Below are 15969 nucleotides of genomic sequence, written 5' to 3'. Positions count from 1 at the left end.
CTCTTTATAAAAGAGGGGTAATAAACTTCTATTACTTTACTGGATTTCTTGCTTGGAATAAACTTGTTGATAACAATGATACTACTAAAACGACTTCAAAAAGATTAGTAACAGCATTACTGTTTATTGGTATTCGTACGGCACTCATAACAATCATTAAAAAAGCTCCGACAAAAAACCAAATCCATTTTTGTTTAATTAGAACGATAATAGCAGCAATCAAAAGAATAATAGAAACAAGGATAACCATAATAGGCGGCCCGCCGCTGTGCTCTGAACTGTATGAAAGAACACCATACTCCCACTTAGGAACGATTCTCAGGCCAACCACTTCTGTATAAAGTTCTATTAGTATTAATAATGGCGTTACGATAAAAGGCGCTATTTGAAAACTAACACTCTGAGCAAAACGGCTGTTTGTTTTCTTTATCGCAGCCCATGCATAAAAGACCAGAAAAGGTGTGAATAGTGCATGAAGAAGAAAGCGCAGGAGATTTAAGTTCTCTGCTAGCGTTCCTTCTCCAAGAAATTTCCCTAGTGTAATAACACCATTATCGTATAAAAGGCCGATTACGACTGGTAATAGGAAAAACAGGCTTAAAATAGAAGATTTTTTTAATATTTTAAGGATTATAATAAGGATAACTAAGTATATAATCGTAAATAGCAAAAATAACAAACTGTCCATACATTACTCCTTACTCGAATTATTTAGTCCAATTATGCTCTTCTGCCCATTTTTCTATATTGTCTACGATACTATCTTGTTGTTCCTTCACACTGATTTTGGCTTCATTATCGCCAGACTGCTCACCATAAACACCAAATTGAGCATGGTTTCCACCTGCGATTTCAACATACTCAGCAGTATCAGGCAGATAAGGTTTATTTTCTTTAATTTTTGCTTGTGTACTTAAGCCATCTTCTGAACCACTAATGGATAGCACTGGCAGACTGGAACTAGACAGCGTTTCATTTTCAGCTGCGTAAGAACCTAATAATACTAGCCCTTGAACTTTATCAATATTCTTATCGGCATACATCGCAGCTGCCGCTCCGCCCATTGAATGTCCGCCTAAAATCCAATTTTCCACACCTTTATATTCACCGATCAGCTCATCAGCTTTACTATAATCGAAAATAGGCAAATTCAATGTTACATTCGGAATAGCTACCAGCATATTATTTTTAGCAAGCTCTTGTGCTAAGTAACCGTAAGCTTCAGGTTCCACTTTTGCTCCAGGATAAAGGATGATACCTGTTGTACTGTCCTTATCTCCATAAATTAGCCAATCACCATCCTTAGAATATTTATTGTCCATCTTAATTGCTGGATCATCAATTGCTTCATAAGTGATCTGTGTCCAGACAAAAAATGCTGAAAAAGCTAATAAAATAACGATTAGTAAAGCAAGAAGAACTTTTTTGTTAAATATTTTTTTCATATGTCTAATACCTTAATTGCCTAAACATGGATGAATTGCGGCAATTATTTGCCCTTTCTAGTTTTTTCTTTAGTAGTTAATATTTCCGTTAGCCTTATAACTTAAAACAGCAATTACTAACTTCGGATTTAGAATCCTTTAGTAATTTTATTCACTTGTATACATCTTCACTCCTAACCTAAATAGTCATATGTCTAAAATGACATATGTTAATAATATAATAATATATGCCTTTATTCAACTTAGACAAGGAGTTATGGTATAATTTGATAACATTATAAGAATGGAAAAGAGTGGGATACATTGAGTTTACGGTATGCTTTATTAGGAATAATTGCAAAAAAACCTGTTAGCGGTTATGAGGTTGTGAATATTTTCAAAGAGCAGGTAGTGTATTTTTGGAACTCTACCCATAGTCAAATTTATACAGAGCTTCATAAATTAGAAAACGAAGAGTTGCTGCAGCATGAACTTATTATCCAAAATTCTTCACCTAATAAGAAAATATATACGATTACGGATACGGGAAAAAAAGAATTATTGGATTGGATACTCCATAGCCCATTAAAGCCTGCCAAAATAAAGGATGAATTTCTAATTAAGGCAGCAGCATTTGATATTATGTCAAAAGCAGAAATTATTCAGTTATTAGACGAAGTTATTACAAGAGAGGAAAGAGTGCTGAGCATGACAAAAGAATGGCAGGAAAACTTCTCTGAAAAATCTCCAAACACAAATTTAGGCTCTGTAATAACTTCAGAATATGGTATCCGTTATGCAGAAATGTATTTAAATTGGTGCAAATGGGTGAAGGAATATTTACACAACCATAATTCGGATAACAACTAAAAGAGTAAAAGCACAAAGGCAATAATTGCTCTCTGTGCTTTTTTATTTCCTATTCATTTCTTCAACTATCCTGACCCAGTAATTCCATGCAGTCAAATAGTCTTCTAAAGCGCTTGGGTGATGCTTTATGCATGTTGCAAGACGAAGATATAATCCAATAAGTACTTCTTCATAAAGAGAAGCTTCGTTCAGATTATGTTTGCTTGCTAGCAATCCTACTGCACTGTTGAACGTTTCTTTCGTCAAATCATCTGGGCTCGAACAAAAGGCGTATATTAAGTCATAAAGAGGTTCGCCAATTACTGGGGTTGGATCAATAACACCTGCTAATTGCCTGTCATGAAAGATAAAATTGTGCACACCGCAGTCGCCATGCAATAAATATTGTTTTCTTTCACCGCTTCTTTTAGTAGCAACATTCAATATGTACTGATAAACATAGTTGTCTAAATAGTGCTGTAAAATGTCATTCGCTTCCTTCATTTCCGCGGTAATAAAATCTTCCCAAGATACCGATGGCTCATCAGCCCAACCCCACCCACTTTCAGTTGCTACAGGGGTATATGTATTTAAAAGACCTTGCACAAGCTTTTGTAGCATATCTTTTTTATTTACTCTCTTGTCATTCACAGTGCCTTCAATAAAGGAATAAACAAAATATCCATTTGTTTGTTCAACAAATAAAAGCTTAGGTAGTAACGAATTATCCTTGTAGCATTGCAAAAACTTTGCCTCTGCTTCCACTATCTTTGGCTGATTTTTCTTCACTACCACTTTACTATTATCAAGGTTTAGAACATACAACTCACTTACCGTTCCACCATTTAACCTATGATAATCAAGTGGTGCTTCATGAAGAATGTTATTGTGCAGCAATAGCTTTATTACTTTTTGTATATCCATATTTTCTCCTATATCGTGATTTTATCTTCTTTTATAATGGCTAATCCATACTGCTGTCTGTTAAAGACAATTGGTTGCATTTTGTAATAAAAATAACTGTATCTTTTTCAACTATACCTTCAAAGTCCCAGTGAACATCTCTTACCTATGCCAGATTTTAACAACCTCTTTCAATACTGTTTTATCAAAGCTTAATTTATAAATATCCGGCATATCCAAACCTCTCCAGAAATTTAAATCGTATTGTTTATCGAAATAATTCATTATTAAAGCAATCAGATTACCGTGTGATCCTACTACAATATTTTTACCTTTAAATCTTTCCAAGGTATTTAACGTTGCATAGACTCCACGTTTTTGTGCAATTAAATTCGATTCTCCGCCTTCCCAAGAAAAAGATGGCTCTTCCCATAATTTCGAAATCGCCGTTTGAAAGTCCTCTACAGCATTTTTTGAAAGCATTCGTTCCTTAAAGCTGTTATCAATAATTATCTCTCTGCTACTCTTTAGGCCAACTTCCTTGACAGTTTGAATTGCCCGCTTATAAGGACTAGAAATAACCACATGTATATTTTCTTTATTCAGGAGATCTGTTACTTTTTTTACGTCGGCCAGCCCCTTTTGTGATAAAGGCCTCCCTGATTCATCAGAAGAATAAATAGAGTGAGCGTGGCGTACAAAATACAAATTTGTTAGCAATATTACCTCTCCTAAACTTTAAAGTTTACTAAAAAATTTCCGCATACATTTTATACCCCAAAAAACTCTGGTAACTGAACCCCCAGATCAAATAATGTACTCATTATAAAAAAGAACAGAATGATTACTACACAAAGGTTTACAATAATTTTTCCGATAATATTGTCATCTTGTTCTATTTCTTTCTGTTTTTTTATCTCTCTGTATATTCCTTGAACCTTTTTTTGCATGTGGATTTTATGTTTTGCTTTTTCATTCATACATTTTCCTCCTGTATTCAAGGGGTGATAAACAATCTCCAATTACCAACAATTTTACCATATTGATACATCTAAGTATCTTGTAATTTGACAGAAAATTAACTTTTTTATGTCTGCAGCTAAACTATTATTTACCAACTTAAAAAGACTGCCCACTATAGAGGCAGTCTTTTTAAGTTATATGAAGTTAATAGTCTAGAGGTATTCATTAGAAACAGATGGAAATCCCTAAACAGTATAAAACTGATATAAACTTATTCGCTTTAAATAAAATTCAAAAGAATATAAAGCATGGTTGACAATACAATAACGGGTATAATCCCTACACCAGCACGTGCAAAATATGGCTTAACACTACTTGTTTGATATTTAGTGAATTTTAACTTTTTCACATAATTAGACACCACAATAATTGAGGCAACTATAACTATAATAGCGACGATGCTACTCATGACTGTGACCAAACCTTTTTAAGGATAAAGTTTTTCCCAAATCTAAAAACCTTACCATGTTTAATATTTGTACTTAAATAAGTATTTATTTGTTTATCCTCCTCTAAAATATATTTATCTAACTTATATTATGATATAACAACAACATATTTAAAAACTACTAAATGATGAAAAATTATACAAAAATACACATATATACAATTAATATACATTTTATCTCATGATTGATATTTTTATAATCGCTATTGCGGTAACACTGTTATCACCTTTTCTACAGGATGTGGAATGAATGTATCTTAATTATTTTTATCGGTATCACTACTATAAAAGCCATTCTCAAAATAAGGAATTGAAAACTTAATATATTCTTCTGGTTGTAAATCCCTGTTCTTGCTCCACTCCATTGCAGCTCCATATATTCCCCAGCTTAACAAAACAGCGGAAACTTTTGTGCTAGTTTCTGCTCGACCTTGCTTTTGCAGCATTTTATAAAAGATAATTTCAAGCTGTTCTTTAATAATCCATGCAATGGTATCTTCATAGCCGAGATGACAGCGATTATGTAAAGTACTATGAAAATTAGTTATTGCTGTAAATATATTTATAATAACTTCTTCATTCAGTATATATCTTTTTATTAATTCATCATTTAAATTTATTAAGAACACCTCGGACAGTACCTTTTCCAGCAATTCATATTTATCAACAAAATGATAATAAAATGTTGCTCTGTTTATCATAGCCTCTGTCGTAATATCCTTTATGGTAATATCCTTAAAATCCTTCTTCCCCGAGATTTCGATAAACGCATCCATAATTGATTTACGGGTGCGAACATACCGTAAATCCTTTTTTGTTTCTTTCATCATTGTTTCTCCTTTTTAGACAAATAGCTGAATATGTCGTATATACGATAATAATTCATTTTTATTGGTATTGTTGTTTTTCATTATGTACTAACATAATATCGTAAATCAACTTTAAGCCAGCTTCTTGGCTTGCTAAATAATCATTAGAATGATAGGAGTGAAATGTAAATATGAGTAAAAACCCAATGGCTTGTGATTTGGAAACAGGAATTTGTGGGGCAGCTGAAGAGGAAGCAATGGAAGTAATCGATTTTAACAAGTCTGATATATCCCTTAATTTATACTATGTAACAGATCCAATTTGTTCTCATTGCTGGGCACTGGAACCAGTACTTCGCCGTTTTGTCTCTCAATATGGTAACTACTTTAATTTCCATACGATAATGGGCGGCTTGTTAGAAAAATGGGAAGATTTTAGTGACAGTGCAAATGGTATTTCTAAACCAGCTGACGTTGCAGATCATTGGCGCGAAGTTGGTGAACATAGCCGCATGCCAATAGATGGCTCACTTTGGCTAAATAACCCGATACAGTCTTCTTTCCCTCCATCGATAGTGTTTAAAGTTATTCAGCAAAGAGATGATTCTTTAGCAACCGAGTTTTTGCGCCGTGCGAGAGAAGCAGTTTTTGCTTTTAATCAAAATATTGGAGATCCTGTTGTGCTCCTAGATATAGTAAATAAATTAAATCTTGATGGAAAATCTATATTGAAAGACGCTCAACAGGAGATTGGAAAAAATCTTCTCAACGAAGATTTTCATTTAGCGGCTAGTTTAGGAGTGAGAGGATTTCCATCTATTATCATTGTTAATAAAGATAATAAAGGTGTAAAAGTTGTTGGTGCGCGTCCATTAGAATATTATATAAACGGACTAAAGCAAGCGCTCAATCAGGATAAACTCCAACCAAAGACTCTGCCTTCTCTTTCAGAACTACTAAAGAAGGAACAGCTGTTATTCTCAAAAGAACTGGAAATCATGTATAGCATTAAACAAACAGACATTCACTCTTTTATAAAAAAAGAACTTTCCTCAGATAGTTACGAAGAAAAGGAAATACTAGGCGAAGCTTATTATCTATCAGCATATTAACTTAAGGAGAATAAAATGGCATATATTTTACAAATAGATTTTAACATGAATGGTCCCTTTGGTGATGAAATGGCGGAAGCTTTTTCAGAACTGGCAGAAAGCATTAATAAAGAAGAAGGTTTCCTGTGGAAGATTTGGACAGAGAACGAGGAATCGCGTGAAGCTGGTGGTATCTATTGCTTTCAAACAAAAGAAACAGCTCAAAGTTACTTAGAGATGCATTCTAAAAGGTTAGATAGCTTTGGTATTACTAATATTAACACTAAAATTTTCTCCATTAATACGAAATTAACAGCAATTACAAAAGGAATAAATTCACAATAAACAACGCTAGAGAAAAGGACATCCCCTTTTCTCTAGCCCTTTTTTAATCTGTCATATATTCATTTATCAGCTCATAACATCTTTCCTTTGTTGATTCGTATGAAGAAATATAATAAGCAATCCATTCATGTGTTTTCCCACTGTACTTTAGTCATTCTTCCTTGCTGACAGATACAGTCGCAAGAAGTTTCACCATTTAAAAAGTTCGAAGAAAAACGGCACATAAGCCATATTTAATACAATAGCAAGAACTGATTTGAGAAAGGATTCTTTTAATACGATCCTCCTATTCCAAGTAAGACTCCACAAAAGCAAACATCGGACTTAAAAGAAACAAAACATTTATATATGTGACAGGTGTAAAGGCAAGTATAAGTAAGGCTATATTGAAAGCTATACAAGAAAACGAAAGGTTGTTTGCAGGCATCAGAACTCCCCATTTATAAATGGTATATTTCAGCATAAATGTACGAAGAATTTCTAGATAAATATAATAATTGTAAATAGCACTCTGCTTTAGTATCCCTCAATAAAAAATTTTCTTTTTAGTATCCTTTTTCGCTGTTCCGTTCGTTGTAGTTTTTGATTTCTGACATTCCTATTAAAAATAGAAGACTTGCTCATAAATAAAAAAACGGTTCTTTTTAGACGGCTTCAATTAGATACTTTCGGATAATCGATTGACTTCATCAATAAGACCTAAATTGACCATTGTCTCTATTACTATTTGAATTAGTTCTGGGTAATCTTGCAAAACATAATTAAACTGTATGTCCCTAAACACTGCAAGTCGTGAGGCAATTGGTGCAGAATTAAGATTTTCCCGCAACAAGTTCAAATCCAAATCTTTTTCCTTATTAATCTCAAATGGTTTATGATTTTCACATGGAAGTAGTGGAGTAATAATGCCTAATCCATCCTGTGTAGCAATACTTACATTTCTTTTTCGCTCCAATTCAACCTCTTGAATATATCGAAACGGATTCTCAATAAAAGGTAATTGAAAATTATTCATTAAATAATTTTCGACCCTTTCCTGAGTTAACTTCTCATTTTTTGTTTGGTGGTAAAATGAGTGTGCTTCCTCTTCTTCCCATTGTTCTCTAGCTGCTAAATAAGCACCTTCACTATTAAATTCATTATAAAACAGTTCACTATTCGAAACATTTAATCTTAAAAATTCACTGAGGCTTTGGGCAATAATACGGACTGGCCTGTCAAAGTCAACGGGACAGACACAAACTATAGGTGCCTTCTCAAGATTCATAACAAGACCATAATCAGTAAGGAATCCATAATGAACACCATCTACACCAATATTTCCAAAAACAACTACATCACTTGGAGTATTGAAATATCTAATATCGTTTTCTAGAGAAAGGTAAAAATGAAGACCAAGATAAAATTGTTCAGGATCACTAAGTAATTTCTCTAATTCAACTAATCTTTGAAGCGTGGCTGGTACTTCGTATTTACCAAAATTAGTATTCATTTTGATAGCCCCCTTAAGTTATGGAATATAATTTACACCATTGATATAATCACCCATAAGTTACTTGCAGAGTGTAACAAATAAAGAAATTAAATCCATACCCTAAACCTCTAAACCTTCTTCTTTCCGAATCATACAAACAGTCCACATCTTAACATTCACTGATTGACTCATTGTTTCCCTTCCTTTAATTCCTTTTTCAAATAGTAATGCTTATGTTCTCTCCCCACATTATCTAAAGTACCGTATACTTGGTAACCATTCTTTTCATAGAAGCCTAATGCTTGAAAGCTTAAAGTATCTACCTTTATGAAATCACAATCTTTTTCCACTGCTATTTTCTCAACCTCTGCTAATAATTTCGTACCATAACCAGATTTTCTCATGTCTTCATCTATCATAAATGTATGGATTTCTAACCAATTCCAGCATACTTCACTCAGGATTCCGCCACGGACTGTTCCTTTATCGTCCTTCAGAAACAGACATATTTCTTCGTATCTGCCTCCTAAATCTTTAGGAAAATGACTTAGGTTATACTTGTACAGTGCTTCTTCAATGTATTGTTTATCTTTTTTATTTACCTCTCTCGTAATTTGCAATGTCACTTGAATTCCCCCTGTCTGTCTCTTTTAATAATATTCAGATTATCTAAAAAAATAGCGTCAAAAACTGACGCTACGATAACCTTCCTAATTCCACTCGTTTCCATGTTCACGAATAAATATAATGTCTTTTTGATAATGTTCGAGATGTCCTTGTTTCAGCATATTTTGAAAAGCAACATCACCTTCATTTGCTTTTTTTATCATATATTTACATAACCCAGCCAACCTTAGCAAAACCATCTCTAAATAATTCTCTTTCAGCCCCTCGATCCCGTAAGCTTCAAAAAACACGTTCACTCTATTTTTAATACGTTCGGCATCTTTTATAGAATTATAATAGATTTCCTCTCCATTTTCGTTGTGATAAAGTCGACTTAAAGGAACGCATGTGTATAGAGTATACGCTATGTCCCAAAGTCTCGGACCAGGTGCAGCGACATCAAAATCAATTATCCCAACTGGCTTTTTGTCATGAAAAATGATGTTGTATATAGCAAAATCATTATGACAGATAACCTCCATCTTATCTGGAGTATTAACCATAGGAACCCATTCATCTGTTATCGGAAAATCACTGACAGCATCATGATATTGACGAAGCATTTTTGCTATCTCTGCTAAAACACTATTAGACCACATATACTCTTTCAAAGGATATTTTCCCGCTTCTCCTTCAATAAATGTTAAAACCTCTCGACCTTTGTCGTCTATGCCTAATAACTTTGGAGCATATTCAAACCCTTTATTTTCTAAATGGTTTAATAATTTATGAATTTTGCTGCTTTCTTTTTTTAGTTCACGGCGAACAGTATCTCCTGCACGATAGACATTGGAAATGTTACCGCCTGTTAATATTTCTTCCTTTTCAAATTGATTTGTCATTAAAAAAACCCCCCATTAGGGTATTTATGAATGTGACAATAGCGATGTTTTTTACTCATAAATAAAAGCAGATTAGAAAAGTATCTGCTTTGAAAACGGGAGTTTCTATTGTCCACACCATGAATCCCGAAAATGATTACAGACAGACTTATAAACTTTCGTTACTACTCTATCAATTAGATAATCATTACAAAGTCCACATGTGCAGTATAGATTCCCCTTTCTTTACATCTCTACTTCATATTACCAAAAGATGTTAATTATGTGAATCAATTTGCAGAACTATTCCGTTTATTCGATAAGTCTCTATACTCCGTAAACATAAAATCTCTCATTTACCTTTTGTATACCACTTATTTGTATGAAATTCCTTTGGAATATTTTGCTCCACTGGATCGTCAAACCCTAATTGTGCTAATGTATCAAACCATAAGTCACTTTTTGATTCTGGTAATTTTGTACCGCACCACGGACAGAAAAATATTTGTATACTCGAACTTCCTCCATCATGGATAATTAAGCCATATTCATCAAATTTTTCATGATAACTTACTAAAATGTCTGGACAATCTGATTCGTTTGTATGAAATTCACCTTTATAATTAATTTGCCCTGTCATCATTTCACAGCAGTGTTTACTCATGTAAGTTTCCTTTCTCCTAAAGAAAGTATGTTCTTTATTCTCAAGAAAATAGTCTTAATGTAAATCTTCGGACCACCTATACCAACCTTCATATAGATTCACTTCTCCTTTTCCCTTCCATAGGCATAGAAACAGTAAATGGCTATCGCAATTAACACTAATGGCAGTATTTGAAAAATAGAATTATATTTTGCAGAACTCACTTCTTTCAATCCGTATAAATAAATAATCATCCAAAAACTGCAGCAAAGCGATATAACAGCACTTAATAATTTCATATACTCCCTCCTAATCCATTTCAACAAGTTATTGTTAATATTTCTTATTTAAGTTTTTGAACTGCGCTATATAAAATGAGGCCAAACATCCTTAAAGCATCAAGATAACAGGAATATTTTAGAAGTGTAAGATAATGCAGCATAATTTGCAGTTAACATAACATTATTCCCCAGCCGACTGTAACATTACCTATAATAAAAAAACATCCTCCATGATTAGGTGCTAGTAATACGGTTATTAAATCATGGAAGTTTCAAAAAAACTTTATTGAGGAAACCTAGACTTTTTTGCAAAGAGATTTATGAAGTATTGATAGACAGGAATGTCAGAGCTGCTTTTCCGATAAAGTAATTGGCTGTAAAAATGGAAATTTTCATCCTGAAAAGGAATCCCGGTAACTTGATCATGGTCTTCCATACTAAACTCAGGCAAGAAGCCGATTCCCCATTTATTCTGAACCGCTTTTTTGATTGTTTCAATGCTGCTTAGCTCCATAGATAAGGTAAATTCAATATGATTTTTTTGTAACTGATTCAATATATAAGCTCTGTATGTACAGCCTTCTTCTGTTAGAATAACTGTTTCATCCTTAAAGTCTTCCAACGTAAATAATGACTTTCCTGTATAAATATGATCATGAGGTAATACGACTTTCATTTTTTGTTTTTCAATAGAGAGACTGTTGATTCTTTCTGACACAAATGGTTTATCAATTATTAGTCCAAAATCTAGTTCTTTATTATAAATTTTTTCAATTATTACTGCTTCTGTATCAGGAATGATTTGCACTTTTACATCAGGATACTGCTTTTTAAATTCGGATAATATTGCGGGCAGTTCATAAATTGCTAACGATTCAATCGACCCAATTCTTATCGTTTTTACTTCTTGGTTTTGTAATCTTTGCTGTGATTCATCAAATAATGCGAGCATTTTCTCTGCATAGCTATAAAGAAGCTCACCTGATGGAGTTAATTTCATTAATTTCCCATGTCTTTCTAATAAGCGCGTTCCCCCATAAAGTGCCTCCAGCTTTTGAATATGAGTTGTAACACTTGATTGTGCATAGTCCAATACATACGCAGCGCGTGTATAATTGCCGCTTTTCACAACTTGAATAAATGTTTTGAAGTATAACAGCTCCATCTTCTCACACCCTAACTATCAGTATTATTGATAGTATAAATCAATAACTATCAGATCAGCGAATACTTTTTCCATTTATACTGAAGAAGAAATCAACTAAGGAGGAATTATTTTGAAAAAAGAACCTAGATATTCATTAACATTGGACATTCAGCCAAGTGAACCAGAAGCAGCCTATGCTCATTTTATGAAAAAACTATCCTTTGAGGCAGATGTTGCTGATTTATTAATTGATTTGAAAAAGGGATACCAAGGCCTGACTGTTATTGATGTTAGAGATGAATTGGCTTATGAAGAATGTCATATTACGGAGGCTATTTCTTTTCCAGGAAATAAAATATCTGATCGTACTGTTGGTACACTACCTAAAGATAAACTAATCGTAGTTTATTGTTGGGGACCAGCTTGCAATGGTGCAACAAGAGCATGTGCTAAACTGTCCAAATTAGGATTTAAAGTTAAAGAATTGATCGGCGGGCTTGAATACTGGCGGAAAGAAGGCGGCGCAGTAAGCGGGACATTAGGTGAAAAAGCGCCTATGTATTGGGCCCATAAACATTAACTCCTGTTCCCCATATAAAGTTAGAAGGAACCTTAAAATATTATTCTAAGGTTCCTTATTGCACAGTCATCTTAACAACTTATGAACATACTTTATCAAGAAGTTTTTTCAAATATTTCGGGGATTCATTATTTGCTTATTAACAACATTACATGTCTACCTTGATTTAAAAAGGTCCTCATAGATTCAGCAATTTTTCTATAAGTGGTAGTTATCTATATTCATATATTGCCCAAGGCAGCCACAAAACTGGTTCGGTTTCTACTTCCTCATCATTACAATAATGACAATAGCTGATTGCTTCTTCTAAAGAGCTGATAAAGCCATTTTCATTTAAAGTAAATCTAAAGTTCTCTTTAAAATCCTTTTCCAGTCCGTTGCACAAATAGGAGTGAAATTTCCCACTTTCGAATCCAAGGATTTCATAGCCCAACATCTTACAATCTGCTTTTGACATCAAATTCTTATTTAAAAGCTTCTTTTCTAGTACATATTGGTTTTCTTCCGGTTTAGTTTCAGATTCTTCTTCTGCAATAAACTCATGTACCAATCCTTCTGGCAAACCAATACCAAAAATTTTGGTATTCTGTAAATTACTCAAATATTTCTGTTTATATTTTCTAGCAACAGCCACAGTTGTAAATAGATTTGGATAAGTAATTTCACCTAATTCAAACATTTCTTCAACCTCTGCTTCTAAATGATAGTAAGTATTTTCAGATATTCGCAGTTTTTCACTATATTCTTTTTTGCTCTTTTTAGAACTAGCCCATAAGATATTTATATCAGGATGAATATCACATAGACATTCACTCGCTGAGTATATTAGCTCTGGAATAACTTCTTTATCTAAATATTCAGGCCGTTCTGATGAGGAAATAATATAATACCCACCTAAAATATGTCTCATATCACATCCTCCTTGCCTCTGACATGTTAGTAATTCTTTAAAATCCTTTTTAATATAAAGAAAATCAGTCACTTCATCATTAATAAAGAGCTAACTAAAATGAAATTTTAATAATTACTCAGCTACAGTAATGACAAATTCAAGGCTGGTTGGTTTTCTTTTAAATGGTTCATTGTATTCCTTGAACAGGAATTTAATTTTTGACATATCGTCAGGGAGGGGCGGTGACACTATGTACTGATAAGATATATGTCCATTTGAACCTCCTCCTACTCTAATTTATAATTCGACTTTAACATATAATTGGTATTTATTAAAACTTATACTAAGGTGAGTATTTACCTAAAGTTCACACAAATATGAACCTACCATGACCTGATATTACTGATAATATATTATTTTTTCTTTCAAGCTAATATTTCTGTTCCCATAGTTCCCTTTAAGGCAGCTTGTGTAATGTAGACAGTATGAGGGCATTCCTTTATAGTAACCTTGAAATATAAATACAACCCCTGACATCACAGGAGTTCTTATATCTCTTTTTCTGTTTTTTGCAGTTCACTGATAAATAAGTCATATAGAGCTGTGGATGGTTCCTAATGATACTACCACCATACGCAATAATTTTTTCAAAACAAAAAAGACACCCAACTACAGGGTGTCTTCACATGAATTTAAGAAACAACTGGTAATTCACCTTTTACATCACTAACGTTCTGGTTGATAATTCCCACTAGTTTAAATTCTTTGTTTTCATATTCAAACTTCATGATGCAGCAATTTCCAATTTTCTGTAGCTGATTGATCGTGCTTGTATGTTCCCAAACTCTCATAAAGTTTCGGCATGCTCCCCCATGGGATACTGCCAACACTACTTCATTATCTTCTTCCATTATTTTTTGACATGTCTCAGCCATTCTTTGCTGTACTTCCTTCTGGTCTTCTCCTCCGTACTGTACAAAGAAATCATTGTAAGGCAAAGGCGGATTTAAATCTTCACTTTCTCCTTCAAATGTCCCAAAATTCCATTCCTTTAACCCTTTTAATCTTGTATATGGTAAATCTGTAATAATCTCTAATGTGTCACTTGCTCTTTCTGAGGTGGAGCAATAAGCTTGATCGAAGACAATATTTTGCTCTTTAAAATAAGCTGCAGCAGCCTCTGCTTGCTTAATCCCCAATTCTGTTAGCGGTGAATCACACCAGCCTTGTACTTTTTTTCGTAAATTAAACAATGTTTGACCATGTCTCATTAAATATAATGTCTTTTTCACGTGTATCCCCCTCTTTTTTATAAAGAACATCTTTTTAGTCAATAGCATTTCAACTACCTTATTAAAATTATCCTCTAAATCGAAAAAAAGCGTTATCATAATTCTCTTAAATCATTGCCTAAAACTCTCAAAGTACATCTTAATAACACTTTCCCTATATCTTTATTTACGTTAAAATCTAAAAATGACAAATAAGCATGAAAAAGACAGCTGCAATTGTTAGCAGCTGTCTTTACCTTTACATTACCTTTTAAGAAAAAAGCGACTGAATACCTATGTAGAATTCATATAAGAAATAAAACCCAAATCCAAATAATAAAATGCCTGCAATGATGGAAGTCCATTTAATCATTTGGCGGTTCATTATTTTTCTGGTGAAAGACACAATTGTCAGTAAGCCAATATCGTGTAATAAAATGCCTGAGATAATTCCTAGCGCTACAATAATAAAGCTGTTTGAATCACTGCCTTCATATGAATCTGCTAAAACAGCTCCAAATACCGAAATCCAAAACACTAAATTCCCAGGAGAAACAGCTACAAGCAGACCATTACGATATGTTTTGAAAAGTGATTTATTAGCTTTCTCCCCTGCCATTGTTATATCTTTATCGGCATTTTTTATGGAATCATAGGCTAGAAAGAATAAGAAAATCGCCCCGACTATCCATAATGGCATTTGAATAAAAGGAATCGCCAAAACTTTTGCTAATCCAAAATACAGGGCAAATATTAAGATCAGATCAACTGTCATTCCGCCAATACCAACTGCCCAGCCATGCATAAAACCATTTTTCAAACCTTGCTTTGTCATTTCAACTGTAATTGCACCTACTGGCATTGCAATAGCAAGTCCCACCATTACATAAGCAAAATACAAACTCACATAAACACTTCTTTCAACTTAAAGAATAGCTTCTTACGTCCGTTTTATATGCATTATTATACATAAAATTCAATAAAAATAAAAGATTAATAGACAAATTAAAGAAAAAACCAGTTAGTTTATACTAACTGGTTAAAATTATCTTCTAAATGTTACCGGCAAATTTGGTCCTAAATAAGGAAAAAAAGGATGTGCCCCTGGAGGTCTTGGAGCAATATTATATTGTTGCCCTCCTAACATATAGTGATATGGTGTGACTCCAAGCAGCTTTTGATTCCAAGCTCCATATGATGGATTCGGAAAGTTTTGATAAAGTGCACCACCATTTAACCCAGTAATAATACTCGGATGCATAATAATTCCTCCTTACAGTTTGTTTATTATATGCTGCCGAG

Annotated in this window: 20 protein-coding genes; 4 read left to right on the top strand and 16 right to left on the bottom strand. The window is 33.3% G+C overall.

The features are described from left to right. Window positions 1–31: 31 nt before the first annotated feature. Both L8T27_RS19815 and L8T27_RS19810 read right to left on the bottom strand, forming a co-directional pair. Entirely contained in the window at window positions 32–688 is a 657-nt protein-coding gene (locus tag L8T27_RS19815) for a hypothetical protein (RefSeq protein WP_237942494.1), read from the bottom strand. A gap of 19 nt (window positions 689–707) precedes the next feature. Beyond that, on the bottom strand, window positions 708–1445 hold the full coding sequence (locus L8T27_RS19810; protein ID WP_237942492.1) for an alpha/beta fold hydrolase: 738 nt from the start codon (window positions 1443–1445) through the stop codon (window positions 708–710). 303 nt (window positions 1446–1748) lie between these two features. Between L8T27_RS19810 and L8T27_RS19805 the strand changes: the two genes are divergently transcribed. Next, window positions 1749–2294 carry a PadR family transcriptional regulator gene (locus L8T27_RS19805; RefSeq protein WP_237942490.1) on the top strand — a complete coding sequence of 182 codons (546 nt, stop codon included), beginning with the start codon at window positions 1749–1751 and terminating at the stop codon, window positions 2292–2294. 42 nt (window positions 2295–2336) lie between these two features. Here L8T27_RS19805 and L8T27_RS19800 read toward each other — a convergent pair whose 3' ends face one another. The 4 genes from L8T27_RS19800 to L8T27_RS19785 all read right to left on the bottom strand — a co-directional run bounded on the left by L8T27_RS19800 (window position 2337) and on the right by L8T27_RS19785 (window position 5474). Next, window positions 2337–3197 carry a phosphotransferase gene (locus L8T27_RS19800; RefSeq protein WP_237942488.1) on the bottom strand — a complete coding sequence of 287 codons (861 nt, stop codon included), beginning with the start codon at window positions 3195–3197 and terminating at the stop codon, window positions 2337–2339. Window positions 3198–3338: 141 nt separating this feature from the next. Continuing rightward, window positions 3339–3896, bottom strand: a complete 558-nt coding sequence (locus L8T27_RS19795) for a histidine phosphatase family protein (protein ID WP_233315451.1) — start codon at window positions 3894–3896, stop codon at window positions 3339–3341. A gap of 50 nt (window positions 3897–3946) precedes the next feature. After that, the gene (locus L8T27_RS19790; protein WP_237942486.1) at window positions 3947–4156 is read right to left on the bottom strand and encodes a hypothetical protein; all 210 of its coding nucleotides are present in this window, start codon (window positions 4154–4156) and stop codon (window positions 3947–3949) included. Window positions 4157–4904: 748 nt separating this feature from the next. Beyond that, window positions 4905–5474 (bottom strand): TetR/AcrR family transcriptional regulator, encoded by a 570-nt coding sequence (locus L8T27_RS19785; protein WP_237944095.1) that lies wholly within the window; start codon window positions 5472–5474, stop codon window positions 4905–4907. Between the two features lie 173 nt (window positions 5475–5647). On the opposite strand from L8T27_RS19785, the gene L8T27_RS19780 reads away from it, so the two are divergent. Next, a complete protein-coding gene (locus L8T27_RS19780; protein ID WP_237942484.1) occupies window positions 5648–6568 on the top strand; it encodes a DsbA family protein in 921 nt (306 codons plus the stop codon). A gap of 15 nt (window positions 6569–6583) precedes the next feature. Next, entirely contained in the window at window positions 6584–6892 is a 309-nt protein-coding gene (locus L8T27_RS19775) for a monooxygenase (protein WP_233315457.1), read from the top strand. 658 nt (window positions 6893–7550) lie between these two features. Here the strand turns inward: L8T27_RS19775 and L8T27_RS19770 are convergent. The 6 genes from L8T27_RS19770 to L8T27_RS19745 form a co-directional block, all read right to left on the bottom strand. Further along, entirely contained in the window at window positions 7551–8384 is an 834-nt protein-coding gene (locus L8T27_RS19770; protein ID WP_237942482.1) for a hypothetical protein, read from the bottom strand. A gap of 170 nt (window positions 8385–8554) precedes the next feature. Continuing rightward, window positions 8555–8992 carry a GNAT family N-acetyltransferase gene (locus L8T27_RS19765; RefSeq protein ID WP_237942480.1) on the bottom strand — a complete coding sequence of 146 codons (438 nt, stop codon included), beginning with the start codon at window positions 8990–8992 and terminating at the stop codon, window positions 8555–8557. A gap of 84 nt (window positions 8993–9076) precedes the next feature. Then, window positions 9077–9874 carry a phosphotransferase enzyme family protein gene (locus tag L8T27_RS19760; RefSeq protein WP_237942477.1) on the bottom strand — a complete coding sequence of 266 codons (798 nt, stop codon included), beginning with the start codon at window positions 9872–9874 and terminating at the stop codon, window positions 9077–9079. Between the two features lie 331 nt (window positions 9875–10205). Further along, the gene (locus L8T27_RS19755; RefSeq protein WP_248574489.1) at window positions 10206–10517 is read right to left on the bottom strand and encodes a DUF6980 family protein; all 312 of its coding nucleotides are present in this window, start codon (window positions 10515–10517) and stop codon (window positions 10206–10208) included. 98 nt (window positions 10518–10615) lie between these two features. After that, the gene (locus tag L8T27_RS19750; protein ID WP_233315462.1) at window positions 10616–10795 is read right to left on the bottom strand and encodes a hypothetical protein; all 180 of its coding nucleotides are present in this window, start codon (window positions 10793–10795) and stop codon (window positions 10616–10618) included. 265 nt (window positions 10796–11060) lie between these two features. After that, the gene (locus L8T27_RS19745) at window positions 11061–11942 is read right to left on the bottom strand and encodes a LysR family transcriptional regulator (RefSeq protein ID WP_237942473.1); all 882 of its coding nucleotides are present in this window, start codon (window positions 11940–11942) and stop codon (window positions 11061–11063) included. 112 nt (window positions 11943–12054) lie between these two features. On the opposite strand from L8T27_RS19745, the gene L8T27_RS19740 reads away from it, so the two are divergent. After that, window positions 12055–12504 (top strand): rhodanese-like domain-containing protein, encoded by a 450-nt coding sequence (locus tag L8T27_RS19740; protein ID WP_237942471.1) that lies wholly within the window; start codon window positions 12055–12057, stop codon window positions 12502–12504. A gap of 211 nt (window positions 12505–12715) precedes the next feature. On the opposite strand, the gene L8T27_RS19735 is transcribed toward L8T27_RS19740, so the two are convergent. The 4 genes from L8T27_RS19735 to L8T27_RS19720 form a co-directional block, all read right to left on the bottom strand. Then, the gene (locus L8T27_RS19735; protein ID WP_237942470.1) at window positions 12716–13414 is read right to left on the bottom strand and encodes a hypothetical protein; all 699 of its coding nucleotides are present in this window, start codon (window positions 13412–13414) and stop codon (window positions 12716–12718) included. Window positions 13415–14088: 674 nt separating this feature from the next. Continuing rightward, on the bottom strand, window positions 14089–14688 hold the full coding sequence (locus tag L8T27_RS19730) for a histidine phosphatase family protein (RefSeq protein WP_237942469.1): 600 nt from the start codon (window positions 14686–14688) through the stop codon (window positions 14089–14091). A 250-nt stretch (window positions 14689–14938) separates the two neighbouring features. Beyond that, entirely contained in the window at window positions 14939–15574 is a 636-nt protein-coding gene (locus L8T27_RS19725; RefSeq protein ID WP_233315467.1) for a LysE family transporter, read from the bottom strand. Window positions 15575–15712: 138 nt separating this feature from the next. Then, window positions 15713–15928 carry a hypothetical protein gene (locus L8T27_RS19720; protein WP_233315468.1) on the bottom strand — a complete coding sequence of 72 codons (216 nt, stop codon included), beginning with the start codon at window positions 15926–15928 and terminating at the stop codon, window positions 15713–15715. Window positions 15929–15969 lie beyond the last annotated feature (41 nt).

This window comes from Niallia sp. Man26 (assembly GCF_022049065.2).
In the GTDB taxonomy this organism is placed as follows: Bacteria; Bacillota; Bacilli; order Bacillales; family Cytobacillaceae; genus Niallia.
The sequence above is the reverse complement of the archived record's forward strand: the minus strand, read 5'-3'. Positions and strand labels throughout refer to the sequence as shown.